We start from the raw sequence: 26333 nt of genomic DNA, 5'->3' as shown, positions 1-26333 counted from the left end.
CCCCTGTTTTCTGTCTTGAAAGTTTCATTTTTTAAAAGTTTCCCAAAAAATGGCCGCCACCCTTTAATTATGCTGGAGAACGAATTCAAGCGGGGAATTCAGGTCAAAATTGCCCTTCGATTCGATTGATTCAAAAACTCCCGGTAACTTTGAGTAGTCGATGCCCTTGAAATAGGAAGCAAACTCCTTCTGGGTATGAAGGTATAACCTTTTGCGATTGCGTAGGCCAGGATTTTTGATCATGCAGACAAGTGCGACCAAATCCTTAAAGAAAATATCCTTGCCGCCCGCCTTGAATAGGGGGTCGTGTTCAAAAGGGACGAACTCGGCAAATAGTTCATCAAAATAGCGAAGGTACAGCACATGAAGCGTTTTTTCTTTGCCTTCATCGATATATGTAAGTTCGCTTCTGTTAAAAAAATCCTCGGATGTATTTGATTGTTCCTTTTCAAGTTCGTATCCAACGCTTTTTTTAATAATCATGCGGCTTCCCTCTCCTTATTTTCAATCATATTTCCATTTTAGCATAATAATGGGACTAAGGGTTTCGATCTCGGCACCTTTTCATAAAGCAAATGAAACATTCGTACTCTTCCTTGCTTTACTCTTGGTCCTGGAACCTTCCAAAAAACAGGTCGGCTTCTTCCTGGATGAATTCATCCTCGTTTTTGTCAGGAAGCGGCGGCAATTCATCGAGGTTTTTCAAGCCAAAGTAATCCAGAAACTCCTTCGTTGTTCCATAGAGGTAGGGGCGCCCGGAACCTTCAGCCCGGCCTGCTTCCTTGATAAGAGCTTTCGACATCAGCGTGTGGAGCGGCCTTTCTGTTTTCACCCCACGTATTTCTTCTATTTCCGCCCTGGTGATCGGCTGTTTATAGGCGATGATGGCAAGCGTCTCCAACGCTGCCTGGGAAAGGCTTGCCGATCCGGGTGCTTCCACAAGCTTTTTCAGGTAAGGCGCATTTTCTTTTTTTGTACCAAGCTGTACCGTGCCAGCCAAAAGAATGACGATTAAACCGCGGCCGGAATCGTTTTCGAGGTTCTCCTTCAGTTCATCGACTATTTGTGCGGCTCTCCCCTCGTCCACCTCAAGGACTTCGGCAATCTGCCTGATGGAAAGCCCTTCATCCCCCGCGGCGAATAATAGGCTCTCTAGAATGCTATGGTAATTAATAATATCCAACTGCCGCTGCTCCTTTCCGTGCCGGAATGATTTGAATTCCACCGAAGTTTTCAGCCTGTTCGGCGATGATTTCGTTCCTTTTCATAAGTTCTAGCACCGCAAGGAATGTCACCACAATATACTCCTTTTGCGGAGAAGGGAACAAATCATAAAAATCGATTGCTTCTGCCTTGCCACTTAACAAGACAAGGATTTCATCCATCCTCTGTTCAATCGAAATTTCCTGCCGGGCGATTTTTGTTGCCAGCGGTTTTTGCAGGCGTTTTCTACGCATTAGCTTCTGAAAGGCAGCGAGCATGTCATAAAGAGAAACGGAGGGAGCAAGCGCACGCTGAGTGATTGCTTCCTTTTGGAACTCGGAAAGATCGCTCGGCGCTTTCGTGTAAATCAGGCTCCGTTCTTCCTCGTACCCCTTTAAGTCCAGTGCTGCTTCCTTGAACTTTTTATACTCAATCAGCCTTTCGACGAGTTCGTTTCGCGGATCCTCCTCAAATTCGTTCTCAAGCCCCTCATCAAACAGCTCCTCTTCCTGTTTCGGAAGCAGCATCTTGCTTTTAATTGCCAAAAGCGTCGCGGCCATGACAAGGTATTCACTTGCGAGATCCAGCTTCAGTTCTTTCATTGTGTGGATGTAGAGCAGATATTGCTCTGTAATTTGGGCGACCGGGATGTGGTATATATCAATCTCAAGCGTATTGATTAAATGGAGCAGCAAATCAAGCGGCCCCTCGAATGTATCGAGCTTCACATTATATTGCATTAATTTTCACCAAAGTTCTGCTATATATTTAGTTTAAACTATTACTAGTATAGTGGATTGAATTGTGTTATTCCAACAAGAATTTAACGAACAAGCACGAAGAGGCAGATTTTGGCGAATCAGGATAATCAATAAACGGGTAATGCGCCCATACACAATTATCGGCTCCTACATAGCATGTATGGAAAAGATACGAAACCAATAGGAGGTTATAGTATGGGAGATGGAGTACGCTGTGGTTTTGGAGCAGGTTTTGCTTTAATTGTTGTCCTTTTCATCCTGCTAGTCATTGTTGGTGCCGCCTGGTATTAAACAATGGCCAAAGCTTTCGCTAAAGAGCCCGCAATTGCCTTGCGGGCTCTTTGCTGTCCCTTTGTGATAAACTGTGGATAGACCAACCAAACTGTGGGAGGAATGGCATGTATCCGGAAGCATTTATCAACTATTTGTCGCATTTCCATGGCGACCGTGACTACTTTGAATGCCATGAAATATTAGAGGATTATTGGAAAGAGGAAGATAAAGGGAACAAGGATTCCGTTTGGGTCGGCTTTATCCAGCTCGCGGTAGGCTGTTACCATTATCGAAGAAGAAATACGGCGGGTGCGGTGAGGACGCTTCAAAAAGCTAGAGCCATTTTAAGCGGCAGGGAAGTAGCACTTGCCTCACTGGGCATCGATGGAAAAAAATTAATTTGGCGATTAGATGAGCTGATTTTGAGGGTAAAGGATGGAAAAGAATACAAAGGGTTCATTATTCCGATTAGTGACGCAATGCTTGAGGAGCTGTGCATCGAGGCTTGCCGCTTAAAGGGGGCTGAATGGTGCAAGGAAGGCGTTTTGCCTCCGAAGAGCATTATTGACCGCCACAAGGTCCGTGACCGATCCATTGTCATCCTGGAAAGGCAAAAGGCGCTGGAGCTGAGAAAACAAAACGCAGGAAGTGATTAACCTTCACTTCCCGCGCCTTCATTTTGTGAACACTTCTCCAAAAATGGAGCCGTTACCTCATTCGCTTCAATTGTTTTTTCCGGAAACATTTCCCGGATCCCGTCAATCATCGCACGCCCAATGCCCTGGGAGCGATGGGACGGGTTAACGGAAATATGCTGGATTTCGGCTGTTTCATCACTTGTATGGAGAATACCGATTAAACCGGTGATGTCTTCCTCCTTCCAGAGGAAAAGCTGCCAGCCTTCAGCTGTTTCGTATTGTTTCATTGATTGCTGCAATTTCTTAATATCTTTTTCGCCAGGCATAAAAGATATTAAACCCATTGCTATCTTTTCAAACTGTTTTTTATAGCGTATTAACATTTTGATCCCTCATTATAGTTATAGGCCCTTCCCTGTAACCATTTTATTTGGATTGGATGGTTTTTGATTAGTATATGTTCATTGTCCCCCGAAGTTACGCTATCGTTAATCATACAAAATTTCGCGGACCGGGGCAACCTCGGACAAGGAAAGCTGGCGGCCAGGCATTATTTTTTTCACTACGAAGGGTCATGCAATAAAGACCCAGTAAATGATCCCCCAGACCATGGCGAAGGCTAAAAGCTCGAGCAGGAGCACCAGGTTGTTTTTATTCGGCATTGGTCCCACCTCCATTAAAATGGATGCCAATGCCAACCATTCTACACTATTATATGAATTTTATCCATACCCCTTGCCTGCCGGAAGCTGCCGGCTTGGTTAATTACCATTATTACCCTGTGTTATGAGTAAAAATAATAAATATCTTTTGGAGGACTGTATGAAAAAGTTTGTTTGTTTCCTGGCGTCTGTTTGCATTTTTGCAATGCCTTTGTCTGTTTCCGCGGATTTGGCGGAAGGAGATATGGTTGTGACGTTGGGAGAAAACTTGTCTGACGTGCAAAAGGATGCGCTGTTAAAAGAAATGGGCGCTCCCGGGGACGTACAGATAGTTACGGTTTCAAATAAGGAAGAACATCAATATTTAGGGAAATACGTGCCAAAGGCAATGATTGGCACAAGGGCGATTTCCTCTTCGGCCATCACGATGAATAAGAAGGATACAGGTCTTACGGTTAAAACAAAAAACATTACGTGGGTAACGGATGAAATGTACCTGAATGCCCTCATGACAGCTGGGGTAAAGGATGCCAGCATTTATATCACCGCCCCGGTTGCTGTTTCCGGAACAGCGGCCCTTACAGGTATTATAAAGGCCTATGAGATTTCCGCGGATGAAACAATCCCGGAGGATATAAAACAGGCGGCTAATCAAGAAATGGTTGAAACCGCTAAGCTCGGTGATTCAATCGGCAAGGAAAATGCGTCAGCGCTGATCGCAAAAGTTAAGGAAGAAATTGCAAAAGATAAACCCAAAAACGAAGCGGAACTTAAGGCGTTGATTGAACAACAGGCCCAGGAACTTAAAGTGGATTTAACCAATGAAGAACTTCAGTCATTGACCGCCCTTTTTAAAAAGCTGCAAGATCTGAATATCGACTGGGGCCAGGTCGGGGACCAGCTTAACAAAGCGAAGGACCAATTTTCAAAATTCCTTGACTCTGAGGAAGGGAAAGGGATTTTGTCAAGCCTGAAGAAGTTTTTTAAGAGCATCGCGGATGCTATCCGCTCCTTTTTTGAATAATTAAAGAAAACTATATAGGTAGAATCAAAGATGTGTTTAAATGAATCATAGCCGTTGATTTTCTCTTAATTTGAAAGGCTTCAAAGCGCTTTGGTTGGCCGAGCATTGAAAAAAACTGCCCTATTTACGGGCAGTTTCTTTATTTATTGAAGATACAAACGGCAGGTCATACTGAAGGAGGTCCTCGTAGGTTTCCCTTTTGACAACAAGTGAGGCTTCCCCATTTTCAACAAACACAACCGCAGGCCGCGGTATTCTGTTATAGTTATTTGCCATTGAGTAGCCGTAGGCGCCTGTGCAGAATACAGCGAGAATTTCCTCCTGCCCGGATTCCGGGAGAGGCAAATCCCAAATAAGCATATCGCCTGACTCGCAGCATTTACCCGCGATCGATACGGTTTCTTTCGGCTCCGCCAGCGGCCTCGAGGCCAGGACAGCCTCATACTTCGCTTGATAGAGGGCCGGCCTAATGTTATCGTTCATCCCGCCGTCGACAGCGAGATATTTCCTGACCCCGGGGACTTCCTTACTTGACCCCGTCCTGTAAAGAGTGATGCCCGCATCCCCTACAAGAGAACGGCCCGGTTCAATCCAAATTTCAGGCATTTCCATTAAATTGGATGCTGCCAGGCGTTTTACTTCCGAGATGATTTGGCTCACATAAGCTGATGGCGGGAGTGGACTGTCCTCATCCGTATACCTGATGCCAAAACCGCCCCCAAGATTGAGGACCCTTGTTTTAAATGAATAAGCGTCTCTCCAAGCGGCAAGTTTTTCAACAATTTTTCTCGCTGCCAAAATAAAACCTGTTGTTTCAAAGATTTGCGACCCAATATGGCAATGGACGCCAAGCAAGTCAAAACAAGAGTCCTCCAAGGCAGCTTTTAAAGCAAGTTCCGCCTGTCCGTTGTTCAAGTCGAAACCAAACTTCGAATCCTCCAGGCCCGTAAGGATGTAGTCATGTGTGTGCGCTTCAATCCCCGGGGTAACGCGCAGCAGGATTTTAACTTTTGCATTCCTTTGTGCGCATATATCCTGCAGCATGGAAAGTTCATAGAAATTATCGACAACGATGCAGCCAATTCCGAGGCCGATTGCCATTTCCAACTCTTCCCTGCTTTTGTTGTTGCCGTGAAAATGAATCTTTTCAACCGGAAATCCAGCTGCCTGGGCAGTATACAGTTCTCCACCCGATACAACATCAAGTGAGAGGCCTTCTTCGGCCGCAAGCTGGACCATAGCAATTGTCGAGAATGCCTTACTTGCATAGGCAACTTGGGCCTTGACACCCTGCTTTTCAAACTCCCGTTTAAACCCTCTGGCCCGTTCCCGAATCAATGCGACATCATATACATAAAGCGGGGTTCCATACTGGTTCGCCAATTCTATGGCGTCGACTCCGCCGATTTCCAGATTCCCCGCCTGGTTTACTCCTATTGTCCCATGAAAATGCATGTATTTCCCTCTCCCTGCTAAAATGGCGTCAAATCGTGTTTGCAGCGGGCATTCAGGTAAAGAAAAGGACAGCCCACTAGCTAGGACTGTCCACAAACGAATATGCCCGTCCTTTTTTAATTAATTACTTTAGCATATCTGACCCTAAACCGCAATGCATTTCCGTTACCTGGAGGATTGGCGGGAACGATTCCCAGCATGCATGATTTTCGGGCGGAGGATGGATCCGGGAACAGCCCTTCGAATCAATATTTGGATGGAGGCTTTCGGATCAAACGGGATAAACGGCCATAAATAAGGAATGCCGAATGATTTGATCCGGATTAAAAGCAACAGGTAAACCGTTATTCCGATGATAAATCCGGCGGTATGGAAAAGCGCGACGATGATCAGCATAGCGAACCTGGCGATTTTATTTGCGACACTCAACTCATAGCTCGGCGTGGCGAATGTGCCTATCCCTGAGACTGCCACATATAGGATTACCTCCGGTACAAAAAGGCCGACATCAACCGCAATCTGCCCGATGAGAACAGCCGCGATCAAACCCATTGCCGTAGATAACGGGGTAGGGGTATGGATGGCAGCTATTCGAAGGAATTCAATTCCTAGATCTGCAAGAAGCAGCTGGATAAGGATTGGGATGCTGCTTTTGTCGTTTGGTCCGATATAAGCTAATTTTTCAGGAAGGAGGCTCGGTTCGACGACAAATAAATACCAGAGCGGTAGGAGCAGTATGGAAGCTAGGATCCCCAAAAACCTTGTCCAGCGAACAAAGGTACCCACCGCAGGAGATTGTCTGTATTCTTCTGCGTGCTGTACGTGGTGGAAATAGGTTGCAGGGGCAATGATTACACTTGGAGAAGTGTCGACATAAATAAGTACATGCCCCTCAAGCAAATGGACGGATGCAACATCCGCCCTTTCTGTGTACCTTACCAATGGATACGGATTAAATCCCTGTTTCACGATGAATTCCTCAATGGTCTTATCCGCCATTGGAAGGCCGTCCACTTCTATTGCCTTTAGCTCTTTCCTCACTTTCTCAACAAGGCCAGGATCGGCGACATTTTCAATATAACCAATCGCAATATCCGTTTTGGATCTTAATCCAACGTGGATTAGTTCAAACCGGAGCCTCTCATCACGGATTCTTCTTCTCGTCAGTGCGGTATTCAGAAGGATATTTTCGACAAAACCATCCCTTGAACCTCTGACAACTTTTTCAGTGTCTGGCTCCTGCGGCTGCCTGCCCGGGTAGCTCCTCGTATCGACGGACAGGCCAACTCCTTCACCTTCCATTACGAATACAATCAGTCCAGAAAGAACTGCTGTTACAAAATCCTCGATTGAATAGACCCTCGTAACCGATTGATGGACGAGATTTTGCTCAAGGTGCTGCACAATCCCCGACACCATTTTTTTGCTTTCATTAAGTTCGTTTAGGGTTTCTAGAATTTCTATAATAAATGCAGTATCACAAAGGCCGTTTACGTAGTAAAAATTGACGTCCTTCCTGAGCACCTTTAGTTTCCGGACGCCTAAGTCAAAGCTTTTACCCAGGCCGGCATGCTCCTTCATATAAGTTTCGATTTCCGTAAGGGATTTAGGAAGCAGCTTTTTCTCCTCATTCTTGCTGATCATAGTAACCGCTCCTTTCGAGAATAATTTCAACTGCTTTTTTCGTAATTGGGGCGCCCAAAGCGTAGTGGTCCCTGCGCGCCATTTTTCCTATATCCCCGATTCCTACAATGATGGGTACATTCAGGCTGTCAAGGCAATAAACAGTGTCCCCATAGATTCTTCCGGTTTCCAATTCCTGAACGCCGAACTTATCGACGCCGTTTGGCGTTAATTCCCCATACCGATCTATGCAGACGTCGACCCTTGTCCATTCTGCCTGGTGTGTATTTGAAGCAACTGCAACAATGCCCAGCACTTCAATATCAGGGTGGGAAGCAACATATTTCAAAGCTGCCTCGCCAGGTCCCTCCCCTATTAGCCCGCTATCATCAAACATGACAAGAACCGGGTCTTTTTCGGCCTTTTTGATGAGCCCGACAATATCCGGCCCACCAAGCAAAGAAGGGTTTCCCGATGATAGGGATATACAGCGGCCGCCAATTTCAGCCGCTACATGTTCGACAGCCTTCCTCGCATACTCATCGCCATCGGTAACCAAAATTACCTTCCTGGGCATTCGGCAACGGCCCTCCTTCCTTGCAGGTTAGCGTTTTATGAAATAGAGCCATTGAAAGAGCGAACCAAAGATTTTTCCAAAAACAACAGCCATTAGCAATGTAATGATTTTCCCATCAATATTCAGCCTTTTTGCAAGGATGGGAATGACATTTAGAACTTCCGCAAGTGCCCCGGCTATCATGCCGATAAAAAGTCCTCCGGCAAGGCCCATGGGAATAAGAAATAATGGGGATATTCCCAGCACCGGGTCCCTGAGGCCTCCATAAATTCCCGCCATAGTACCGGTAATAACAGCCGCCTCATACCAGACAGCCTTATTTGCAGTCTTGGATATTTGCGCCAGACGCGGGATAATGCCAAGTACAGTCAAAAAAGCCACAAAGCCGGAACCCACTGCTAGCCCGCCGCTCACGGCAATAAATACCGTTAAAATGACTTCAATTGTCGTCAAGGCGCTTCATACTCTCCCGATTTTCGTGAATCATAACGTAGTTATCCATTGACTGCTGGTAATTGAACATTTCAACTTCCAGTGGACTGGGTTCCTCATTTATCCGTTTTTTGAAGATATGGTTGAAAAACAGGACCATCCCCATCCCAAGCCCAAAGGAATAAGGGATTTGAAATAACAGTGGCGTTTCAGAAACTTCTCCGGTAATAATGGTGTATAACTTCGACTGCACGTCCTTCATGCTTACATCATCATGAAAGTTCATTATCGCCATCGCCGAACCGAAAAACAGCAAGAGCCATATCAGGATGAAAAAAGGTAAAGAGAGCACACGCCTTTTTTCAATATTTACTTCGATCAACGTCTGCGCGGGCCCGATAGCCTGGATGTCGGAGCCGGGAAACAAACCCGTTATTTTCCTTATTATTTTCATGGCATCAATGACGACATAATTGCTGTCTCTCTTCGTGATTTGGTGGATAGACAATTCTTTAATCGCCCGCTCCATGCCTTCGGGGGCGAGCACCTGTGCGATATCGCCAATCATGATTTCCTGGTCCTGGCTGGCAATTATTCTGTTTCTCATGCGGATATAGACTGTTTTTTCCAAAACACTCACTTCCAGACATAGTTTTCCTTGTATTGCTAGTATGGTTGAAACAGGCTGCCTTAATGATAGGCAATAATTGCCTCATAATGAAGGTGAATATTCTTTAGGGAACAGAAAAGCCATATGGATTTAAATATCCATATGGCTTTTCATCTGTTGCAATATTTTCTTTTCAAGGCGGGACACTTGAACCTGGGAAATTCCAAGGCGCTGGGCTACCTCTGATTGTGTCTGGTCCTTGTAATAACGCAAATAAACAATCAGTTTTTCCCTTTCATCAAGTTCCCGAATCGCCTCCTTCAAGGCTATCTTATCAAACCATTTCCCGTCATTCCCGTCATCGATCTGATCCAGGAGCGTAATTGGATCGCCATCGTTTTCATAAACCGTTTCATGAATCGATGCCGGAGCTCGGGAAGCTTCTTGGGCAAGGATGATTTCCTCCGGCAAAAGCCCAAGATGGACTGATAATTCATTGACAGTTGGAACCCGGCCAAGGGATTTGGATAATTCATCCTTGGCCCTGCGGATTTTATTTCCGGTCTCTTTCAGCGAACGGCTTACTTTTACTGTACCATCATCCCTGATGAACCTTTGGATTTCGCCAATAATCATCGGTACCGCATAAATCGAGAATTTAACGTCATACGACAAATCGAATTTATCAACCGATTTTAACAGGCCAATGCAGCCAATCTGGAAAAGGTCGTCAGGGTCATATCCCCGGTTTAAAAAACGCTGGACAACCGACCAGACAAGCCTCATGTTTTTTTCGACGATAATATCGCGTGCTTTTTCATCGCCTTCGTGGCTTCTTTTAATTAACTCCTTTACCTCATGATCTTTGAGAAACGGCTGGTTGCTATCTTTTTTGACCTCTACGTCCATAGGCGGTCTCCTTAATTGCAAAGCATCTTGCTTCGGGATAAATTCTTCCGTAACCTGATTTCCGTGCCTTTTCCACGCTCGGACTGGATCTCAACCTCATCCATGAAGTTTTCCATTATCGTGAACCCCATGCCTGAGCGTTCCAGCTCCGGCTTTGTTGTAAACAGCGGCTGGCGCGCCTCTTCGATATCCGCTATCCCATTTCCTTTATCCTTAATGGTGATTTCAACCGCTTCAGCTTCAATCGCCACATCGATATAGACGATTCCATTCGGATCGTTGTCATATCCATGAATGATCGCATTCGTGACTGCTTCGGAAACGACCGTTTTAATTTCAGTCAATTGATCCATTGTCGGATCGAGCTGGGCGATAAACGCTGCTACCGTCACCCTGGCAAAAGACTCATTTTGGCTAAGCGCGCTGAATTGAAGGCTCATTTCGTTTCGCATCACGCAACCCCCAATCGCTGGAGCGCATATGCTTCCGTTGGTTCCATCCTGATAATTTTAAATAAGCCCGACATGTCCAGCAATCTTTCAACCGCGGGGGAGACAGAGCATACGACCAGTTCCCCGTGGAGCTGCTTCAGCTGTTTATATCGTCCCAGGATTACGCCAAGGCCGGAACTATCCATGAATGTCAGCCCTTCAAGGTTCATGACAATATGGCGGATCCCTTGTGATTCAATCGCTTCCGTTGCCCGGGATCGCAGCCCGTCAGCGGTATGGTGGTCAAGTTCACCGCGTAACCGGATGCATAATACTTCGCTCATTACTTCCATTTCGATGTTAAGACTCACTGTATTCGGCCTCCTAATTTGTTTCTCCGGCAATTGTCCGCGTATCCGGCCCAATTAAGCCCGCCATAGCTAGACGGGCGCCTTACAGTGAGTTCAATTCGATATCCGCAATGGCAAATCCTTCTACAAAGACAAAACTAGTGGCAATTCGCTAAAGGTAGTTGAAAAGTTTCGAGATTCGACAGAGTTTCATTTCCCTGCTTTCGTGAAAAGGCCCATTGACCTCTTGTACAACGTCCACCAGCCCGCTTCACCGACATTCCTGCTTGCGACCAAGTCCTGTTCCTGAAGCAGACGGCCATCTTTCATCAGCCTGATTGTCCCGACTTTATCTCCTTTTTCGATAGGGGCTTTCAAGTTTTTGCTAATTTTGATGACCCTTTTTATATCATCGATTTTTTCCCCTTTTTTTGTCAGGATTGAAATAGGCTCGCTTGTGACAGCTTCGATTCTTTTGAAGTTGCCCTTGCTCACGGCCGCTTCTCCAACTGCGACATTCCTTTGGTAAAGCGGATGGGTTTCATAATGGCCGAAAGCATAATCAAGCATTTTTGAAACTTGGGCGTTCCTTGCCTTTGAAGTCGGAGCTCCGAAAACGACGGCTATGACCCTCATTCCATTCTTTTGAGCGGTAGCTGTTAGGCAGTATTTCGCTTCAGCCGTAAAACCAGTTTTCAGCCCATCCACTCCTGGATAAAAACGGACAAGCTTATTGGTGTTGACAAGCCAGAATTTTTTGTCTGTATTTTCCCGAAGATAGGATTCATACATGCCTGTGTACTTCGTAATATCCTCGTATTTTAATAGTTCCTTTGCCATGATTGCCATATCGGCGGCTGTACTGACGTGGCCCTCTTCAGGAAGTCCGGTCGTATTTTTAAAAACGGTATTCTTAAGGCCAAGCTCCTTGCCTTTTTTGTTCATTCTATCGACAAATGCTTCCTCGGAACCCGCAATCCTTTCGGCCATGGCGACAGACGCATCATTGCCCGACCCGATCGCAATTCCTTTAAGCAATTCCCGGGTTGTCATTTCTTCTCCCGCTTCGAGGAAAATCTGGGATCCACCCATTGAAGCGGCATACTCACTTGCCCGAACTTTTTCGTTTATGCTAAGTTTCCCCTCATCCAGCGCTTCCATAATCAGGAGCATGGTCATTACTTTTGTCATGCTGGCCGGCGGCAGGGGTTCCTGGCTGTTTTTTTCATACAGGACAGTCCCTGTGTCCCTTTCGATCAGAATGGCCGATTTTACCTCCCGGGCAAGATCAGCGGTATTTGCTTCCTTTGCGGATGCTTCCGGCGAAACCACTGTTATGGCTAACAGTCCAGCAAGTATCAGTGAACTCAATCGTTTCATTTGCATAACCCTCCATTCTTTATAGCCTCCATCTTTTCCATAAATGGTTTTTTTATACAAATAGCCCCTACTTATTTCAAGTTATCCAAAAGGTTTCATTTAATAATTTCCTGAAAACAAAAAAGAGGCGCCTTCGGTTTTACCCAAAGCGCCTCTAAACAACGATTTCTATTCGGTTATTTCCCCGTAAATCAAGGTCGGCTTCTCTACCGCAGCGCCTGAAAGCTTAATGCTGCTGTAGAGCTTATTCTTCACATCATCAATATTTTCGAAGTTGCTGTGGATGGCAGCCAGTGATTCCCCTTTATTGACCTTATCGCCGATCTTTTTCTTCAACACGATTCCTACAGCCAAATCGATTTCGGATTCCTTTGTCGCACGGCCAGCCCCAAGCAGCATTGCGGCAGTCCCCACTTCATCGGCAACAATTTCCGAAACGAAACCCTCTTCCCTTGCCTCTAGTTCAAAGATATAGCTTGCCTGTGGAAGGCGGGCAGGATCATCGACTACGGAAGCATCTCCTCCCTGGGCGCTTAAGAATACTTTCATTTTCTCGAGCGCGCTCCCATCTTGAATTGCTTTTTCAAGCAATTCTCGGGCTTCGGAGAGGGAGTCTGCTTTTTCCGCAAGGTAAACCATATGGCTTCCAAGCGTCAGGCTCAATTCCGTCAAATCCTCCGGGCCTTCGCCTTTTAATGTATCAATTGCTTCCTTGACTTCAAGTGCATTTCCAATCGCATAGCCTAGCGGCTGGCTCATATCGGAAATAACGGCCATCGTTTTCCGGCCGACATTGTTTCCAATGCGGACCATTGCCTTAGCAAGCTCCCTTGAGTCTTCAAGCGTTTTCATAAAAGCACCGGCGCCTGTTTTTACATCAAGGACAATGGCATCGGCGCCTGCCGCGATTTTTTTGCTCATAACCGAGCTCGCGATAAGGGGGATACTATCAACAGTAGCTGTTACATCCCGGAGCGCGTATAACTTTTTGTCAGCCGGGGTCAAATTCCCGCTTTGGCCGATGACGGCTAATTTATTTTTGTTTACAAGGTTGATAAATTCAGAATTCTCAATTTCGACGTGGAATCCAGTGACTGATTCAAGCTTATCAACCGTTCCACCAGTATGGCCAAGGCCGCGCCCGGACATTTTTGCGACAGGGACGCCAACCGCGGCAACAAGGGGGCCAAGAACAAGCGTCGTTGTATCGCCAACACCACCGGTTGAATGCTTATCGACTTTAATCCCTTCAATTTCCGACAAGTCGATTTGATCACCGGACTCAACCATTGCCATCGTCAAATCAGCTCGTTCCTTTTCCGTCATCCCTTTGTAATAGATCGCCATTGTAAGCGCACTCATTTGATAGTCCGGTATAGAACCATTTGTATAGCCTTCAATAATATAGTTGATTTCTTCCGCAGACAATTCCTGTCCGTCTCGCTTTTTTTCAATTAAATCTACCATTCTCATTGATATCACCCACTGGTAAGTTATTTAGCCAAGCTCAATCATTTCAGGGGAAGCTTTCTGGCCGAAAGCTTTCCCTGATTTTTTTGCCTAAAGATTATTTCAACTCGCTAAGGAAGCTTTCCCCATGTTCAGGCATTGCCACGCCAAAATTTTCCGCAACCGTGGCACCAATATCGGCAAATGTCTTCCTGACCGGGAGTTCTTTCCCTCCGCCCATTTTTTTTGAATAAACGAGGAGCGGCACATATTCCCTAGTATGGTCTGTTCCCGGGTGGACCGGATCGTTGCCGTGGTCCGCGGTGATGATCAGCAAATCGTCTTCATTCAGTTTTTCAAACACTTCTGGCAGGCGGGCATCATATTCCTCAAGAGCCTTTCCGTAGCCTTCCGGGTCACGGCGGTGCCCATAGAGCGCGTCAAAATCGACAAGGTTCAAAAAGCTTAGGCCTGTAAAGTCCATTTCCAGTGTGTCGACAAGCTTATCCATTCCATCCATATTTGAAACGGTGCGAAGGGATTTTGTTACGCCCTCCCCATCATATATATCGGAAATTTTCCCGATAGCAAGGACGTCAAAGCCTGAATCCTTCAGCTCGTTCATGACTGTCCGCCCGAATGGCTTCAATGCATAATCATGCCGGTTCGCGGTCCTCTTAAAATTGCCTGGTTCCCCAATGAACGGGCGCGCGATGATGCGTCCGACCATGTATGGATCATCAAGAGTGAGTTCCCTGGCGATTTCACAAATTTTGTACAGTTCGTCAAGAGGGACAATCTCTTCATGAGCGGCAATTTGCAATACTGAATCCGCAGAGGTGTATACGATTAGCGCGCCGGTATCCATATGTTCCTTCCCGAGTTCGTCAAGGATGGCTGTTCCGCTGGCGGGCTTGTTTCCGATTATTTTTCTTCCAGTCTGCGCTTCAAGATCCGACAGCAATTCATCAGGGAATCCTTCCGGGAACACACGGAACGGAGTCTGGATGTTGAGGCCCATGATTTCCCAATGGCCGGTCATCGTGTCCTTTCCATTCGACGCTTCCTGCATTTTTGTAAAATAGGCGAGCGGCCTTTGCTGTTTCTCAATTCCTTTAATTTCACGGATATTGCTGAGGCCAAGATTCCCCATATTAGGCATATTCAGGCCATTCATTGCTTCGGCTATATGCCCTAAAGTATCCGACCCTTTATCGCCGAATTTTTCAGCATCGGGTGCCTCGCCGATTCCGACTGAATCCATTACAATTAGAAAAATCCTATTAAATTTAAGTTTCTTGCTCATTTCCAAATTTCCTCCTTTTTCATGGAGACAACGACAGGGGTAGTTTACCCTATCAATAAATCCTTTAACCATGGCACAAACGTCAGAAGTCTGACATCTATATTTTACTAAATGGCTATGAAAATACAAGAAAAAGAATCAATCTATTTATGACAGAATAAGCAAAAACCGGACAAAATTTGACCGGCTCCACTCTCTTACTCTATTAAGCTCTTGGATGGAATTTGCTGTATACATCCCTTAACCTTACTTTGGTTACGTGGGTATAAATTTGCGTCGTCGAAATATCCGAATGGCCCAACATTTCCTGTACCGCCCTTAAGTCGGCGCCATTTTCCAGAAGATGGGTGGCAAACGAATGGCGGAGTGTGTGCGGGGTAAGGTCTTTTTCTATCCCCGCATCAAAAGCAAGCTTTTTAAGGATTTTCCAAAATCCCTGGCGCGTTAGCCTCTTTCCCTGGTGATTAAGAAAAAGGGCATCTTCCCTCGACTTCTGGCGCAAAAACTTAGGGCGTCCGGCTTCCAAATAACGTTCAAGCGATCCTGTTGCGGTGCGGCCGATGGGAATGATCCGCTCCTTATTTCCTTTACCAATGCAGCGAACAAATCCCATGTTCAAGTGAAGGTCGTCCAAGTCAAGTCCAATCAGCTCGCTCACCCTTATTCCTGTCGCATAAAGGAGTTCAAGCATCGCTTTGTCCCTTAGCCCAAAATGGCCCGATCCTTTCGGCGCTTCAAGCAGGGTTTCAACCTCCTCCATGCTGAGTACCTTTGGAAGGTTTCTTTCAAGCTTCGGGGTTTCAATATGGACGGTCGGGTCATGGCTCGCGGCCTTGTCCCTCAGCAAAAACTGATGGAAGGAACGAATCGAAGCGACATGCCTGGCGATTGTTTTCGCCGACTTCCCCTCGTTTTTCAGTTCTCCAATAAACTGTAAAATATGGGTCCGCTGGATATCATCAATCGCGGTTATAGCCTGTACCTCTTTCAAATGGCGCAAATAGGTTTTAAGGTCCCGCTCATAAGATATCATTGTGTTTTCCGAGAGCCCTTTTTCAACCAATAGAAAATGGATAAAATCTTTCAAATGATCTTCCAACATGCTTCATTACTCCCCGATCTTATAGAACAATAACAACCGGTCCAACCATTCAGGGTTGCCTGTATCCAATGAGTTTGACACTTTGACTGCCGCCCCCTTCGGTTTATCGTACCGGTGGTAATTCTGATATTCCTCATGTACCCACATCATACCATAATAAAAGAGGAACGTGCAGGCTATGAATAGGATCAGGACTTTCAGGGCATTGTACATGGCCCGGCAAAATACGATCATGGAGGCTCCCTCCGAAACTTCAGGTTTTTAGTACAGGGTATGCCCAAATTGGCCGAATTTATACCTGTAAAACAGCCGCAATAAAATCTATTCTTTTAAGAAAGGCGGTCTTAAGGGATAGTGTTGATTTTCCTACGTTGATTAAATAGGAAATTAACAAACAAGTTTAACCTGAGCTAAAACAAAAAACCCTTCATTGGAGAAGGGTTTATTTTATGAATTATTTATTTTTAACGGCTTTCCGGGGAACCACTTTATTCTTCTACCGGCTCTTCTTCTTCTTTGTCCTGGCATCGGTGGCAAATTCCATGGAATGTAAGCCTATGGTCTTTTATTTTAAAATTCCAGCGCCTTTCAACAATTTCTTCAACATCCTCAAGAAGGTCTTCCTGTATTTCATCAACCGCCCCGCATTCAATACAGACAAGGTGGTGATGGAAATGGGCGGCTCCTTCCTGGCGCAGGTCATATCTGGAGACGCCGTCCCCAAAGTTAATTTTATCGACGATTTTCAATTCTGTCAGCAATTCCAAAGTCCGGTAAACAGTTGCCAATCCAATTTCCGGAGATTTTTCCTTTACAAGAAGATAGACATCTTCCGCACTCAAATGGTCTTCCTCATGTTCCAATAAAACCCGAACGGTAGCTTCTCGTTGAGGAGTAAGCTTGTAGCTTGATGAATGCAGTTGTTTTTTAATTCTTTCGATTCTTGTTTCCATCCGTTCGTCCTCCCTCGCAACTGTCCTTTCCCATTATATCAGATAGGACACGAGAAGAAAACTAAAATAATTATAAATAACAAATTGTAATGATTATTAGGTGGGATTGATTATCAGTTCATTTACCGGCAACTGCTTTCATAAATCCAGGCGACAAGTATGCTTCAATGCCCGAAGCCAAGGCCAAAAGTACAATCGCCCCAATTAGTAGAAGAAAGTACCGCCCAAAAATAGGAAGGATTGGCTGGCTCAACTTTTTTGTAAATTGCCTACCAACCATCTTTAGTGAAAATACAATCGATACAGCGGCCATTGCTATAAAGACCGGAATGATGATCACATTTTGCGGAAGTATGGATACAAATGCGAAGACAAACCCTTTCCAGCCCATTTGGCTGACAAGGAAGCCAACCGTGAATCCGACAACCATTCCTTTTATAAAAAGAAGGATGAGGATGATCGGCAATCCGATGATTGAGATACCGAGCACCCACATCAGTGCGATAAATTTGCTGTTATGAAGGAGACTCTGTACGAATAGCTCTCCGGAAGCCGCTGTTTCGCCATTGGCAATCTGACTGAAAAACTGTGATAAATAATAGAACAGATCTTCTTTTTGCTCGAAGCTCATGCTGTTCACGACGACGGCTCCGAAGATGACCCCCATCATAAAAAGAATGGATACAAACAGGAATACTGAGGAGTGCTCGCCCAAATATGCTGCTTCAACGAAATGGTTCATACGTTTTTTCATGGCATTTCCCCCTGAAGGACGGTTTTATACCATTGTATGCCTGTCCATTTTCGATATGACATGATTAGAGATGGGTAAACCGTCTTCAGTACTCCACTTTCCCGTATTTTCCACCCCCACCCGCTTTTAGTGAAAGCTTCCCTTCCCGCGCAAGGATAATTAGATTCACTAGTTTTTCAGGGATGATTTTTTCCATCGCCTCCTGTGGAACTTCATGAAGGATTGCCATTTCGGTGCCGAAATGCCATAGCAGTTTTTGGAGCAGCTTGGGGCCAAGGCCGGGAATGAATTCAAGGGGGACTTGATGGACATAAGGCGGCCTACCTTCCGGACCATCCTGAGCAGTCGAGAGCTCGGAAATCCGGTCGGCCACTCCCTTGACTATTTTCCGCGAACCGCATTCCCCGCATGGCTCTCCTTCTGTTGCTAAAGGTGAAAGGCAATCGGCGCATACGGTTCCATGGTATTTTCCAAGGTACGGGTCAAGCCCGTAATTAGCCAATATCCTTCGTCCGCCTTCTCCCCTCAACGCCATTGAAAACTCCATAAATGACGGCTCATTCATTTTAATCATTTGATATTCACGCGCAATTTTTGCGAGGGAATGAGCATCCGAGTTCGTTAAAAAAGGATAACGGTGCAGTTCTGCGAGCCCGTCCGCCATTTTTGTGTCCGAGCTAAGCCCCAGCTCAATGCCGTCAATCATATCAGGATTAAATACTTCAGCCAGCGATTGGCTAACCCCTTTTCCGTAAAGGCTTTTGAAGGGAGTGAATACATGGGCCGGTATGAACAGTCCACCAAGCTGTTTCACTTTTTCCTGGAGGCCGCGCCCCGATGTATAAATTCGCTGCGAGCTCAAGTTGACGTTTTTCATCCGTTCCGACAGCCAGGCGGAGAATTCCTTCATTTCTTCAATACCCGGCATAAAGCAGAGTACATGGATCGGGCCTTTGCACAGTTCATCGTAAATTTCCAGTTCAGATCCGGGAATCACCGCCATGTCTCCGAACAAGAGCCCCCCGCCCGCCTGTTTGGCCATTTCCCCGGATTCGATCAGGCTTTCCATCTCCAAAATAACTTCAGGGGAGTGGCAGTCGATTATGCCAATCATATCAAGCCCTTTTTCATTCCGGGCATGACTGATGATATTTGAAAAGGTCAGCGATTTTGCCCCCGTTATCTTTACTGGCCTGCCGCTTCTCGTCCGGCCGATATGGATATGGAAATCCGCGAAGTAACGGGCCATTATTTCTTCAATGCCTCCTGCAGTTGAAGGTATTGGATGGCGTAGGCGGTCTTTGCGTCATATATTTTCTTTTCTTTTACATAAGCGAGTGCTTCATCGAGGGTGATTTCTTCTACGTTCACGAATTCATCTTCGTCCAGTGCGGCCGCCCCCTCCTTTTTCGAAAGGCCTTTCGCGATATAAAGATGGACGATTTCGTCCGCGAAGCCTGGCGAAGTATAGAAGGAAATAAGCCATTCCATTTCCCGGCATTCATATCCTGTTTCTTCTTCAAGCTCACGGCGCGCGCATTCGGAAGGATCTTCGCCTTTCTCCAGTTTCCCGGCAGGTATTTCGACCATCACCCTCTCCATCGCTTTTCGGTATTGCTCAACAAGGACAATCTTTTTTTCATCCGTAACGGCAATAACCGCAACCGCGCCTGGGTGCTTTACGATTTCCCGCTTGGACGTTTTCCCGTTCGGAAGCTCAACTTCTTCGACTCTTAAAGAAATAATCTTCCCGCTGAAAATTTCCTTGCTTCCGATTGTCTTTTCCTCAAGTCTGTCCATCTGTTCCACTCCTGTTCTAATCCAATTTTAGTGTTCATACATTTTATCATACTTTAATTGGGGGAGTTCACTCATGAAGGCTTACATACATGATAAAGGGTTTGTTCTGGCGGGAAAGGCGGCGGAAATCCGCTATATTCTAAGGGAGTGCAGCACATTGTACATGACTGTGGCGGAGTTGGTTAAATCGGAAGCTGAAAAGCGTAAGGCGCCACGCCGCTGATTAAGATGCTTTAGGGATTTTTGAAATGAGTACGAAACCTCTCAGGACCGTTTTGAAGGGCATCTTACTTGGAAGCGGTCCTGGCGGCACTTCTAAAGACCGTTTTGATTAGCACCTTACTTCGAAACGGTCTTGACGGTACTTTTAAAGACCGTTTTGATTGGCTTCTTACCTCGAAACGGTCTTTACGGCACTTCTAAAGACCGTTTTGATTGGCTTCTTACCTCGAAACGGTCTTTACCGTACTTCTAAAGACCGTTTTGATTGGCTTCTTACCTCGAAACGGTCTTTACGGCACTTCTACAGACCGTTTTGATTGGCTTCTTACCGCGAAACGGTCTTTACGGCACTTCTACAGACCGTTTTGATTGGCTTCTTACCGCGAAACGGTCTTTACGGCACTTCTACAGACCGTTTTGATTGGCTTCTTACCGCGAAACGGTCTTTACGGCACTTCTACAGACCGTTTTGATTGGCTTCTTACCGCGAAACGGTCTTTACGGCACTTCTCAAGACCGTTTTGATGGGCTTCTTACCTCGAAACGGTCTGTACGGCACTTCTAAAGACCGTTTTGATTGGCTTCTTACCTCGAAACGGGCTTTACGGCACTACTAAAGACCGTTTTGATTGGCTCCTTACTTCGAAACGGTCTTGACGGCACTTCTAAACACCGTTTTGATTGGCTCCTTACCTCGAAACGGTCTTTACGGCACTGCCCAGGACCGTTGTGGAATAGGTAATCAAACGGTTTGCCGCCCGTCCCGCACTTTGGGTAGAATAGGAGCCAAGGAGTGGATAGCAGTGAAGAAAAAAAAGCTTGGCAATTCGGATTTGAATGTGAGTGTTCTGGGGCTCGGCTGCATGTCGCTTGGCACTGATTTGGACAAGGCCCGTTCAATTATCGATGCGGCAATGGACGAAGGCATTAATTATTTTGATACCGCGGACCTGTATGACTTTGGAGAAAACGAAAAGATCGTCGGTGAATGCCTGAAAGGGCGCCGGGACAAAGTAATTATCGCGACAAAAGCGGGCAATCGCTGGAACGAAGATAAATCCGGCTGGAGCTGGGACCCGTCCAAAAAACATATTAAAGAAGCTGTCAAAGGAAGCCTGAAGCGGCTCGGGACCGATTATATTGATTTGTACCAGCTTCACGGTGGAACGATTGACGATCCAATCGATGAAACCATTGAAGCTTTCGAGGAATTAAAAGCGGATGGCCTGATCCGTTATTATGGCATCTCTTCCATTCGGCCGAATGTCGTCAGGGAGTATGCGGCAAAGTCGGGAATTGTGTCGGTGATGGTCCAATACAGCATGCTCGACAGGCGCCCGGAAGAAGAAATCCTGCCTGTCCTTGAAAGGGAAGGAATCAGCGCAGTCACAAGAGGGCCGGTTGCAAAGGGGATATTATCCGAAAGAATGCTCCAAAAGGCTTCAGGAAAAGGCTATCTTGATTACAGCCATGATGAGCTTGAAAGGCTTTTGCCTTTGTTAAAAGAAAAACTTGCCTCCCGTCCGCTTGAGGAGGCCGCACTGCACTATAATTTGGCGCACCCAGCGGTGGCCGCAGTCGTCGCCGGCGCGAGCAACGTCGAACAGGTCAGGAAAAACGCCAGTGCAGTCCGCGGGGAATCGCTCTCGGGTGCAGAAGTCAGCCTGATTAGGGAACTGACAAAAGCGAATGTTTATGCTGAGCATAGGTAATATTGGGAGGCCTTCTTTAATAGGGAGGCCTCTTTCTTTGTGTACAAAATCCATGTCCTGTATGAACATTCCATAGTTTCATTTTGCGAAGTTGCTACATTGAACAGTTACATTGCCTGTCAGCATAATTAAAAGCCGGCACCTATTCCCGGATGCCGGCCCAATCCAATGCTTCCTTTTCCAGTTCAAGCACTGTCTTTTCTTTATATGCGATGTAAGAACTAATGTCACTTGGGAACAGCCTGGCTCCGGTTTCCTTCACATTCCCATAATGGGCCGCCCGTACAGGATGTACCCGTAAGTAATCACGGAAAGCGAGATGCCTCTTAATGTGCGGGTTGTTCTTTTCAAAGGCGTGGAGGTGGACAAGCCTTTCACCATTTGAATCATACTTAATGAAATACCGGCGGCCGGGAATGCCGTTTTCCCCTCGGGATTCATAATCGGCCAAACGAAGCTTTTCCGCAGCCTCGTCGAATAGATAGAGTGAATCAGCCTCCGCCAAAATATCAATAATTGGCTTCGCGCTCAAGCCTGGTACAGAGGTGCTTCCGATATGATGAAAAACCACATGATCCGGCTCCATTGCTTCTATTAAAATAGCTTCTTCCTTTGTAAATCTTTCCGGCCAGTCTTCCTGGTACGGTACAACTTGGACTTTACGGGGCGGTTTCATTATTTGAATTCCTTCCAGTTCATACCGCTCTCATTTAAAAGCTCCTCGAAGCTTTTATTTTTCTCCTTCAGCCTGCGCTCCTCACGCTTGCGTTTTTCTTCTTCCTCCGCCTTACGGGCCTCTTCGGCTTTCAGTTCCTGCTGGCGGTTTTTCAACTGGTTAACCAAATCCTTGTTGAGCATATCCCCGAGGGTAAGCGGTTTGTCTTCTTTTTTCGGCTGCGCCTTTTGCGGCTGTCTTTTCTTTGCCATTGGTCATCTCTCCTCTAAGCAGATACTCCCATTATACAACATTTTTTCCACGCAAAAAGGCGGAAGCACCTTGGCCTCCGCCTTTCATGATTAGTATGCGTTAAGTGCGACATCTCCGCTTGTATCGAGGCTTGCTTCCGTGGAATTGACCACATCTTCAATGCTGTAGCCCTCGGCCACTTCAACAAGCTTCAGGCCTGAATCGGTCACGTCCATGACAGCCCGTTCCGTAATGATTCTAGTAACGACTCCTTTGCCGGTCAGCGGGAGAGTACATTCCTTCAGAACTTTGGATTCGCCCTTTTTATTCGTGTGTTCCATGATGACGATAATTTTCCTAGCTCCGTGGACCAAGTCCATCGCGCCGCCCATTCCCTTGATCATTTTACCGGGAATCATCCAGTTGGCAAGGTCTCCATTCTCGGAAACCTCCATCCCGCCAAGGATTGCGATATCGACATGGCCACCTCGGATCATCGCGAATGACTCGGCGCTGTCAAAATAAGCTGCGCCAGGAATTGCTGTTACCGTTTCCTTACCCGCGTTAATCAAGTCGGCGTCCGCTTCCCCTTCAAGCGGATACGGCCCTATCCCAAGCAAGCCGTTTTCCGATTGCAGGACGACCTGCTTATTATCGGAAATATAGTTTGCCACAAGCGTCGGCATTCCAATTCCAAGATTTACATAGTAGCCATCCTGAATCTCGCGCTCTGCCCTAATTGCAATCTTTTCACGTACATTTGCTTTATCGTTGGACATACCTGTCTCTCCTTTCCCCTATTTCCTGACTGTCAGGCGCTCAATCCGTTTTTCCTGGTCACCCTGGATAATGGCCTGGACATAAATGCTCGGCGTATGAATGGAATTTGCGTCAAGTTCCCCGATTTCAACGAGGTTTTCCACTTCAGCGATTGTCACCTTTCCAGCCGCGGCAATCATTGGGTTGAAGTTCCGCGCTGTTTTCCGGTACACGAGGTTCCCCATCTTATCGCCTTTCCATGCCCGGACAAGGCTGAAGTCGGCTACAAGCGCTTCTTCAAGCAAATACTCCTTGCCGTTGAAAACCCGTACTTCCTTTCCATCCGCAATCGGGGTTCCGACCCCCGCTGGCGTATAAAACGCGGGGATACCGGCTCCCCCTGCTCGGATTTTTTCCGCAAGTGACCCCTGCGGGAGCAATTCCACTTCCAGCTCGCCTGCCAGCACCTGCCGCTCAAATTCCTTGTTTTCACCAACATAGGAACCGACCATTTTTTTGATTTGCCTGTTTTGTAAAAGAAGGCCAAGGCCCCAATCGTCAATTCCGCAGTTGTTGGAGATAACCGTTAAATCTTTTACACCCTTGTCTACGAGTGCGAGAATCAGGTTTTCGGGTATCCCGCACAGGCCAAAGCCGCCAACCATCAGCGTGGCTCCGTCATGGATATCATTAACAGCTTCCTGAAATGAATTACAAATTCTTTTCATAAAAATTCTCCTTTCATCCGGCAAATATTAAACGAGTTCAACAACCGTCGCAACGCCTTGGCCGCCGCCAATACAAAGCGTCGCCAAGCCTTGTTTCGCGCCTCGGCGTTTCATTTCGTGGATTAGTGTTACCAGTATCCGCGCCCCGCTCGCTCCAATCGGATGGCCTAGCGCAATCGCCCCGCCGTTCACATTGACCTTTGCGGAATCGAATTCCAAATCCCGGCTAACGGCGAGCGACTGGGCCGCGAACGCTTCATTTGCCTCAATCAGGTCGATTTCTTCCATCGAAGTTCCCGCTTTTCGCAGCGCCTTTCTGACCGCCTCGACCGGACCGATTCCCATCACGCTTGGATCGACGCCGGCGCTGCCGTTTCCTCTGACCGTAACGAGAGGCTTCATGCCAAGCTCCTCCGCTTTCGCTTTGCTCATCACGATTACGACCGCGGCTCCGTCATTGATTCCCGACGCATTTCCCGCTGTCACGCTGCCGTCTTTCTTAAACGCCGCCCTGAGTCCGGCCAGTTTTTCTGCGGTCGTTCCCTTTTTTGGGTATTCATCCGTATCAAAAACAATCGGTTCGCCTTTGCGCTGCGGAATATGTACCGGAACAATTTCATCCTTGAACTTTCCTTCTTCAATCGCGCGCGCCGCTTTTTCCTGGCTCGCCGCTGCAAAGGCATCCTGTTCCTCCCTGTTCAAGCCGTACCGGTCGCAAAGGTTTTCAGCTGTGATCCCCATATGATAATCATTGAATGCGCACCAGAGGCCATCGCTTATCATGCTGTCAACAAGCTTTTGGTCGCCCATTTTGAAGCCGTCCCTGGCATTTTTCAAAATGTATGGCGCCTGGCTCATGTTTTCCATTCCGCCCGCCACGACGATTTCAGCATCTCCAGCGATAATTGCCTGCGCGGCAAGATGGACCGCCTTTAACCCAGACCCGCATACTTTGTTAATCGTCATAGAGGAAGCGCTTTCAGGAATCCCAGCCTTAATGGCCGCCTGGCGCGCCGGGTTTTGCCCAAGCCCCGCCTGCAGGACATTGCCTAGGATGACTTCATCCACTTGCTCCGGCTTCAGCCCTGCCTGCTCGAGCGCGCCTTTAATGGCAATCGCCCCAAGCTCTGGAGCCGGAATCCCTTTTAGGGTTCCATTAAAGCTTCCAATTGCCGTCCTCGCGGCTGCAACGATAACTACTTCCGTTCGTTCCATTTCATAACCCCTTCCATTTTGTTATCCTTACATAGTTTCTCGTTGGAGGTGCGAAATTCCTTTAAAATTGTCAAAATTAATCCGCTACTTGCATTTTTTTAAAAATTCCTCTTACAATAAGTATGAATGGGGGGGAGTTTTATGGCAATTAAATTGCCTAAAAACGTAACAATTATTGAAGTTGGCCCGAGGGACGGGCTGCAGAACGAAAAAGGCTTTGTCCCGACGGATGCCAAGGTTCAATTCATCCACGCGCTTCGGGATGCGGGAATTAGGGAAATTGAATTAACCTCGTTCGTTTCACCAAAATGGGTCCCGCAAATGGCGGACGCGGCGGAAATTGTAAGCGTTTGCGCGAATGCACCTGGGCGTTCCATCGTCCTCGCACCAAACAAAAAAGGAATTGAACGCGTCCAGGAAACAAGCTGCAAAGCGGTAGCTGTCTTCGTTGGTGTCAGCAATACATTCAACAAAAAGAATATCAATAAGACAACGGCCGAAAGCATGGAGGAACTTCGGCCGCTTATCGCCGATTTAAAGGCAAATGGCTATTTTGTAAGGGCGTGCATTTCGACAGCCTGGCATTGCCCTTATGAAGGAAGAGTTTCCGAGGCGGATACACTAAGGCTTTGCACCGATTTTGTCGAGGCGGGCGTTAACGAACTGAGTGTCGCTGATACAATCGGAATGGCCGTTCCCACAGAGGCCTATTCCCTATTTTCACAATTGAAAGCGGCTCTTCCCGGAGTCCTTTTGACCGCCCATTTCCACGATACAAGGAAACTCGCGCTCGCCAATATCCTTGCTTCAATGCAGGCCGGGATCGACCGTTTTGATGCTTCAGCAGGCGGTCTTGGCGGCTGTCCTTTCGCACCAGAGGCGACAGGAAACGTTGCCACTGAGGATGTGGTGTACATGCTTGAACGGATGGGCATCAAAACCGGCATTTCGCTTGATCGCCTAATGGGCGCGGTTGAAATCGTCCGCCCGCACGTAAGCAGGCCGATTGAGAGCACATTCTACAAAATGCATGCTGGTGCATAAGCCATCCTCCCCGGGTTCATCTTATTACTAATGAGATTGAAGGGAGTTATGCAC

Annotated in this window: 32 protein-coding genes; 6 read left to right on the top strand and 26 right to left on the bottom strand. The window is 46.8% G+C overall.

Translation table 11 applies throughout. The features are described from left to right. Positions 1-63: 63 nt before the first annotated feature. The 3 genes from RB160_RS08140 to RB160_RS08130 form a co-directional block, all read right to left on the bottom strand. The gene (locus tag RB160_RS08140) at positions 64-483 is read right to left on the bottom strand and encodes a hypothetical protein (RefSeq protein ID WP_316569746.1); all 420 of its coding nucleotides are present in this window, start codon (positions 481-483) and stop codon (positions 64-66) included. A gap of 118 nt (positions 484-601) precedes the next feature. Then, positions 602-1183 carry an SMC-Scp complex subunit ScpB gene (scpB, locus tag RB160_RS08135; protein WP_316569745.1) on the bottom strand — a complete coding sequence of 194 codons (582 nt, stop codon included), beginning with the start codon at positions 1181-1183 and terminating at the stop codon, positions 602-604. After that, positions 1170-1943, bottom strand: coding sequence for a segregation/condensation protein A (locus RB160_RS08130; protein ID WP_316569744.1), 774 nt, complete (start codon positions 1941-1943; stop codon positions 1170-1172). The genes scpB and RB160_RS08130 overlap by 14 nt, the downstream gene beginning before the upstream one ends. Positions 1944-2159: 216 nt before the next feature. On the opposite strand from RB160_RS08130, the gene RB160_RS08125 reads away from it, so the two are divergent. Both RB160_RS08125 and RB160_RS08120 read left to right on the top strand, forming a co-directional pair. Next, positions 2160-2255: a YjcZ family sporulation protein gene (locus RB160_RS08125; RefSeq protein ID WP_082306903.1), complete on the top strand. Its 96-nt coding sequence runs from the start codon at positions 2160-2162 to the stop codon at positions 2253-2255. Positions 2256-2362: 107 nt separating this feature from the next. Next, positions 2363-2893, top strand: coding sequence for a DUF309 domain-containing protein (locus tag RB160_RS08120; RefSeq protein WP_316569743.1), 531 nt, complete (start codon positions 2363-2365; stop codon positions 2891-2893). On the opposite strand, the gene RB160_RS08115 is transcribed toward RB160_RS08120, so the two are convergent. Then, positions 2890-3258 (bottom strand): GNAT family N-acetyltransferase, encoded by a 369-nt coding sequence (locus RB160_RS08115; protein ID WP_316569742.1) that lies wholly within the window; start codon positions 3256-3258, stop codon positions 2890-2892. The genes RB160_RS08120 and RB160_RS08115 overlap by 4 nt on opposite strands. A gap of 439 nt (positions 3259-3697) precedes the next feature. On the opposite strand from RB160_RS08115, the gene RB160_RS08110 reads away from it, so the two are divergent. Next, a complete protein-coding gene (locus RB160_RS08110) occupies positions 3698-4561 on the top strand; it encodes a DUF1002 domain-containing protein (protein ID WP_316569741.1) in 864 nt (287 codons plus the stop codon). A 120-nt stretch (positions 4562-4681) separates the two neighbouring features. Here RB160_RS08110 and lysA read toward each other — a convergent pair whose 3' ends face one another. The 17 genes from lysA to RB160_RS08025 all read right to left on the bottom strand — a co-directional run bounded on the left by lysA (position 4682) and on the right by RB160_RS08025 (position 19692). Next, on the bottom strand, positions 4682-6016 hold the full coding sequence (lysA, locus tag RB160_RS08105) for a diaminopimelate decarboxylase (protein WP_316569740.1): 1335 nt from the start codon (positions 6014-6016) through the stop codon (positions 4682-4684). A gap of 165 nt (positions 6017-6181) precedes the next feature. Further along, positions 6182-7660, bottom strand: coding sequence for a spore germination protein (locus RB160_RS08100; protein ID WP_316569739.1), 1479 nt, complete (start codon positions 7658-7660; stop codon positions 6182-6184). Continuing rightward, complete coding sequence (spoVAEA, locus tag RB160_RS08095) at positions 7644-8216, bottom strand: stage V sporulation protein SpoVABEA (protein WP_316569738.1); 573 nt, start codon at positions 8214-8216, stop codon at positions 7644-7646. The genes RB160_RS08100 and spoVAEA overlap by 17 nt, the downstream gene beginning before the upstream one ends. Before the next feature lie 27 nt (positions 8217-8243). Beyond that, positions 8244-8669 (bottom strand): stage V sporulation protein AB, encoded by a 426-nt coding sequence (locus RB160_RS08090; RefSeq protein WP_316569737.1) that lies wholly within the window; start codon positions 8667-8669, stop codon positions 8244-8246. Then, positions 8656-9288, bottom strand: a complete 633-nt coding sequence (locus RB160_RS08085) for a stage V sporulation protein AA (RefSeq protein ID WP_316569736.1) — start codon at positions 9286-9288, stop codon at positions 8656-8658. The genes RB160_RS08090 and RB160_RS08085 overlap by 14 nt, the downstream gene beginning before the upstream one ends. Before the next feature lie 120 nt (positions 9289-9408). Then, entirely contained in the window at positions 9409-10167 is a 759-nt protein-coding gene (gene sigF, locus RB160_RS08080; protein WP_316569735.1) for an RNA polymerase sporulation sigma factor SigF, read from the bottom strand. Between the two features lie 11 nt (positions 10168-10178). Further along, the gene (gene spoIIAB / locus RB160_RS08075) at positions 10179-10619 is read right to left on the bottom strand and encodes an anti-sigma F factor (protein WP_316569734.1); all 441 of its coding nucleotides are present in this window, start codon (positions 10617-10619) and stop codon (positions 10179-10181) included. Beyond that, complete coding sequence (spoIIAA, locus tag RB160_RS08070) at positions 10619-10969, bottom strand: anti-sigma F factor antagonist (protein ID WP_316569733.1); 351 nt, start codon at positions 10967-10969, stop codon at positions 10619-10621. Before spoIIAA ends, spoIIAB begins: the two co-directional genes overlap by 1 nt. Before the next feature lie 189 nt (positions 10970-11158). Next, complete coding sequence (locus RB160_RS08065; RefSeq protein WP_316569732.1) at positions 11159-12328, bottom strand: D-alanyl-D-alanine carboxypeptidase family protein; 1170 nt, start codon at positions 12326-12328, stop codon at positions 11159-11161. Positions 12329-12496: 168 nt separating this feature from the next. Continuing rightward, the gene (locus RB160_RS08060) at positions 12497-13801 is read right to left on the bottom strand and encodes a pyrimidine-nucleoside phosphorylase (protein WP_316569731.1); all 1305 of its coding nucleotides are present in this window, start codon (positions 13799-13801) and stop codon (positions 12497-12499) included. Between the two features lie 94 nt (positions 13802-13895). Beyond that, positions 13896-15083 carry a phosphopentomutase gene (deoB, locus tag RB160_RS08055; RefSeq protein ID WP_316569730.1) on the bottom strand — a complete coding sequence of 396 codons (1188 nt, stop codon included), beginning with the start codon at positions 15081-15083 and terminating at the stop codon, positions 13896-13898. 205 nt (positions 15084-15288) lie between these two features. Then, a complete protein-coding gene (gene xerD / locus RB160_RS08050) occupies positions 15289-16182 on the bottom strand; it encodes a site-specific tyrosine recombinase XerD (RefSeq protein WP_316570040.1) in 894 nt (297 codons plus the stop codon). A gap of 9 nt (positions 16183-16191) precedes the next feature. Beyond that, positions 16192-16419 (bottom strand): YqzK family protein, encoded by a 228-nt coding sequence (locus tag RB160_RS08045; RefSeq protein ID WP_316569729.1) that lies wholly within the window; start codon positions 16417-16419, stop codon positions 16192-16194. A 254-nt stretch (positions 16420-16673) separates the two neighbouring features. Beyond that, the gene (gene fur, locus RB160_RS08040) at positions 16674-17138 is read right to left on the bottom strand and encodes a ferric iron uptake transcriptional regulator (RefSeq protein WP_316569728.1); all 465 of its coding nucleotides are present in this window, start codon (positions 17136-17138) and stop codon (positions 16674-16676) included. A gap of 118 nt (positions 17139-17256) precedes the next feature. Continuing rightward, positions 17257-17892, bottom strand: coding sequence for a stage II sporulation protein M (spoIIM, locus tag RB160_RS08035; protein WP_316569727.1), 636 nt, complete (start codon positions 17890-17892; stop codon positions 17257-17259). Positions 17893-17977: 85 nt separating this feature from the next. Beyond that, positions 17978-19141 carry an endonuclease Q family protein gene (locus tag RB160_RS08030; protein ID WP_316569726.1) on the bottom strand — a complete coding sequence of 388 codons (1164 nt, stop codon included), beginning with the start codon at positions 19139-19141 and terminating at the stop codon, positions 17978-17980. Beyond that, positions 19141-19692, bottom strand: coding sequence for an NUDIX hydrolase (locus RB160_RS08025; protein ID WP_316569725.1), 552 nt, complete (start codon positions 19690-19692; stop codon positions 19141-19143). Before RB160_RS08025 ends, RB160_RS08030 begins: the two co-directional genes overlap by 1 nt. Positions 19693-19765: 73 nt before the next feature. Between RB160_RS08025 and mciZ the strand changes: the two genes are divergently transcribed. Both mciZ and RB160_RS08015 read left to right on the top strand, forming a co-directional pair. Then, positions 19766-19915 carry a Z-ring formation inhibitor MciZ gene (gene mciZ / locus RB160_RS08020; protein WP_316569724.1) on the top strand — a complete coding sequence of 50 codons (150 nt, stop codon included), beginning with the start codon at positions 19766-19768 and terminating at the stop codon, positions 19913-19915. 802 nt (positions 19916-20717) lie between these two features. Continuing rightward, positions 20718-21626: an aldo/keto reductase gene (locus RB160_RS08015; protein WP_316569723.1), complete on the top strand. Its 909-nt coding sequence runs from the start codon at positions 20718-20720 to the stop codon at positions 21624-21626. A gap of 142 nt (positions 21627-21768) precedes the next feature. Here the strand turns inward: RB160_RS08015 and RB160_RS08010 are convergent, their stop codons facing one another. The 5 genes from RB160_RS08010 to RB160_RS07990 all read right to left on the bottom strand — a co-directional run bounded on the left by RB160_RS08010 (position 21769) and on the right by RB160_RS07990 (position 25235). Beyond that, on the bottom strand, positions 21769-22302 hold the full coding sequence (locus RB160_RS08010) for a GrpB family protein (RefSeq protein ID WP_316569722.1): 534 nt from the start codon (positions 22300-22302) through the stop codon (positions 21769-21771). Continuing rightward, positions 22302-22553, bottom strand: coding sequence for a YqkE family protein (locus tag RB160_RS08005; protein WP_316569721.1), 252 nt, complete (start codon positions 22551-22553; stop codon positions 22302-22304). Before RB160_RS08005 ends, RB160_RS08010 begins: the two co-directional genes overlap by 1 nt. 90 nt (positions 22554-22643) lie before the next feature. Continuing rightward, entirely contained in the window at positions 22644-23312 is a 669-nt protein-coding gene (locus tag RB160_RS08000) for a CoA transferase subunit B (RefSeq protein WP_316569720.1), read from the bottom strand. A gap of 18 nt (positions 23313-23330) precedes the next feature. Continuing rightward, on the bottom strand, positions 23331-24020 hold the full coding sequence (locus RB160_RS07995; RefSeq protein WP_316569719.1) for a CoA transferase subunit A: 690 nt from the start codon (positions 24018-24020) through the stop codon (positions 23331-23333). A gap of 27 nt (positions 24021-24047) precedes the next feature. Beyond that, the gene (locus tag RB160_RS07990; RefSeq protein WP_316569718.1) at positions 24048-25235 is read right to left on the bottom strand and encodes an acetyl-CoA C-acetyltransferase; all 1188 of its coding nucleotides are present in this window, start codon (positions 25233-25235) and stop codon (positions 24048-24050) included. A 141-nt stretch (positions 25236-25376) separates the two neighbouring features. Here RB160_RS07990 and RB160_RS07985 point away from each other — a divergent pair, with 141 nt between their 5' ends. After that, positions 25377-26279 carry a hydroxymethylglutaryl-CoA lyase gene (locus RB160_RS07985; protein WP_316569717.1) on the top strand — a complete coding sequence of 301 codons (903 nt, stop codon included), beginning with the start codon at positions 25377-25379 and terminating at the stop codon, positions 26277-26279. Positions 26280-26333: the final 54 nt, after the last annotated feature.

The sequence above is a fragment of the Neobacillus sp. YIM B06451 genome (assembly GCF_032667185.1).
GTDB lineage: Bacteria > Bacillota > Bacilli > Bacillales > Cytobacillaceae > Bacillus_D.
Note: the sequence above shows the minus strand (reverse complement) of the source record. Positions and strands in the feature narration are given on the sequence as shown.

Coding starts and splice junctions, on each gene's coding strand:
- RB160_RS08140 (WP_316569746.1), bottom strand. CDS start 483: ATGATTATTAAAAAAAGCGTTGGATACGAACTTGAAAAGGAACAATCA.
- RB160_RS08130 (WP_316569744.1), bottom strand. CDS start 1,943: ATGCAATATAATGTGAAGCTCGATACATTCGAGGGGCCGCTTGATTTG.
- RB160_RS08125 (WP_082306903.1), top strand. CDS start 2,160: ATGGGAGATGGAGTACGCTGTGGTTTTGGAGCAGGTTTTGCTTTAATT.
- RB160_RS08120 (WP_316569743.1), top strand. CDS start 2,363: ATGTATCCGGAAGCATTTATCAACTATTTGTCGCATTTCCATGGCGAC.
- RB160_RS08115 (WP_316569742.1), bottom strand. CDS start 3,258: ATGTTAATACGCTATAAAAAACAGTTTGAAAAGATAGCAATGGGTTTA.
- RB160_RS08110 (WP_316569741.1), top strand. CDS start 3,698: ATGAAAAAGTTTGTTTGTTTCCTGGCGTCTGTTTGCATTTTTGCAATG.
- lysA (WP_316569740.1), bottom strand. CDS start 6,016: ATGCATTTTCATGGGACAATAGGAGTAAACCAGGCGGGGAATCTGGAA.
- RB160_RS08100 (WP_316569739.1), bottom strand. CDS start 7,660: ATGATCAGCAAGAATGAGGAGAAAAAGCTGCTTCCTAAATCCCTTACG.
- spoVAEA (WP_316569738.1), bottom strand. CDS start 8,216: ATGCCCAGGAAGGTAATTTTGGTTACCGATGGCGATGAGTATGCGAGG.
- sigF (WP_316569735.1), bottom strand. CDS start 10,167: ATGGACGTAGAGGTCAAAAAAGATAGCAACCAGCCGTTTCTCAAAGAT.
- spoIIAB (WP_316569734.1), bottom strand. CDS start 10,619: ATGCGAAACGAAATGAGCCTTCAATTCAGCGCGCTTAGCCAAAATGAG.
- RB160_RS08065 (WP_316569732.1), bottom strand. CDS start 12,328: ATGAAACGATTGAGTTCACTGATACTTGCTGGACTGTTAGCCATAACA.
- RB160_RS08060 (WP_316569731.1), bottom strand. CDS start 13,801: ATGAGAATGGTAGATTTAATTGAAAAAAAGCGAGACGGACAGGAATTG.
- deoB (WP_316569730.1), bottom strand. CDS start 15,083: ATGAGCAAGAAACTTAAATTTAATAGGATTTTTCTAATTGTAATGGAT.
- RB160_RS08045 (WP_316569729.1), bottom strand. CDS start 16,419: ATGATCGTATTTTGCCGGGCCATGTACAATGCCCTGAAAGTCCTGATC.
- fur (WP_316569728.1), bottom strand. CDS start 17,138: ATGGAAACAAGAATCGAAAGAATTAAAAAACAACTGCATTCATCAAGC.
- spoIIM (WP_316569727.1), bottom strand. CDS start 17,892: ATGAAAAAACGTATGAACCATTTCGTTGAAGCAGCATATTTGGGCGAG.
- RB160_RS08030 (WP_316569726.1), bottom strand. CDS start 19,141: ATGGCCCGTTACTTCGCGGATTTCCATATCCATATCGGCCGGACGAGA.
- RB160_RS08025 (WP_316569725.1), bottom strand. CDS start 19,692: ATGGACAGACTTGAGGAAAAGACAATCGGAAGCAAGGAAATTTTCAGC.
- mciZ (WP_316569724.1), top strand. CDS start 19,766: ATGAAGGCTTACATACATGATAAAGGGTTTGTTCTGGCGGGAAAGGCG.
- RB160_RS08010 (WP_316569722.1), bottom strand. CDS start 22,302: ATGAAACCGCCCCGTAAAGTCCAAGTTGTACCGTACCAGGAAGACTGG.
- RB160_RS08005 (WP_316569721.1), bottom strand. CDS start 22,553: ATGGCAAAGAAAAGACAGCCGCAAAAGGCGCAGCCGAAAAAAGAAGAC.
- RB160_RS08000 (WP_316569720.1), bottom strand. CDS start 23,312: ATGTCCAACGATAAAGCAAATGTACGTGAAAAGATTGCAATTAGGGCA.
- RB160_RS07995 (WP_316569719.1), bottom strand. CDS start 24,020: ATGAAAAGAATTTGTAATTCATTTCAGGAAGCTGTTAATGATATCCAT.
- RB160_RS07990 (WP_316569718.1), bottom strand. CDS start 25,235: ATGGAACGAACGGAAGTAGTTATCGTTGCAGCCGCGAGGACGGCAATT.
- RB160_RS07985 (WP_316569717.1), top strand. CDS start 25,377: ATGGCAATTAAATTGCCTAAAAACGTAACAATTATTGAAGTTGGCCCG.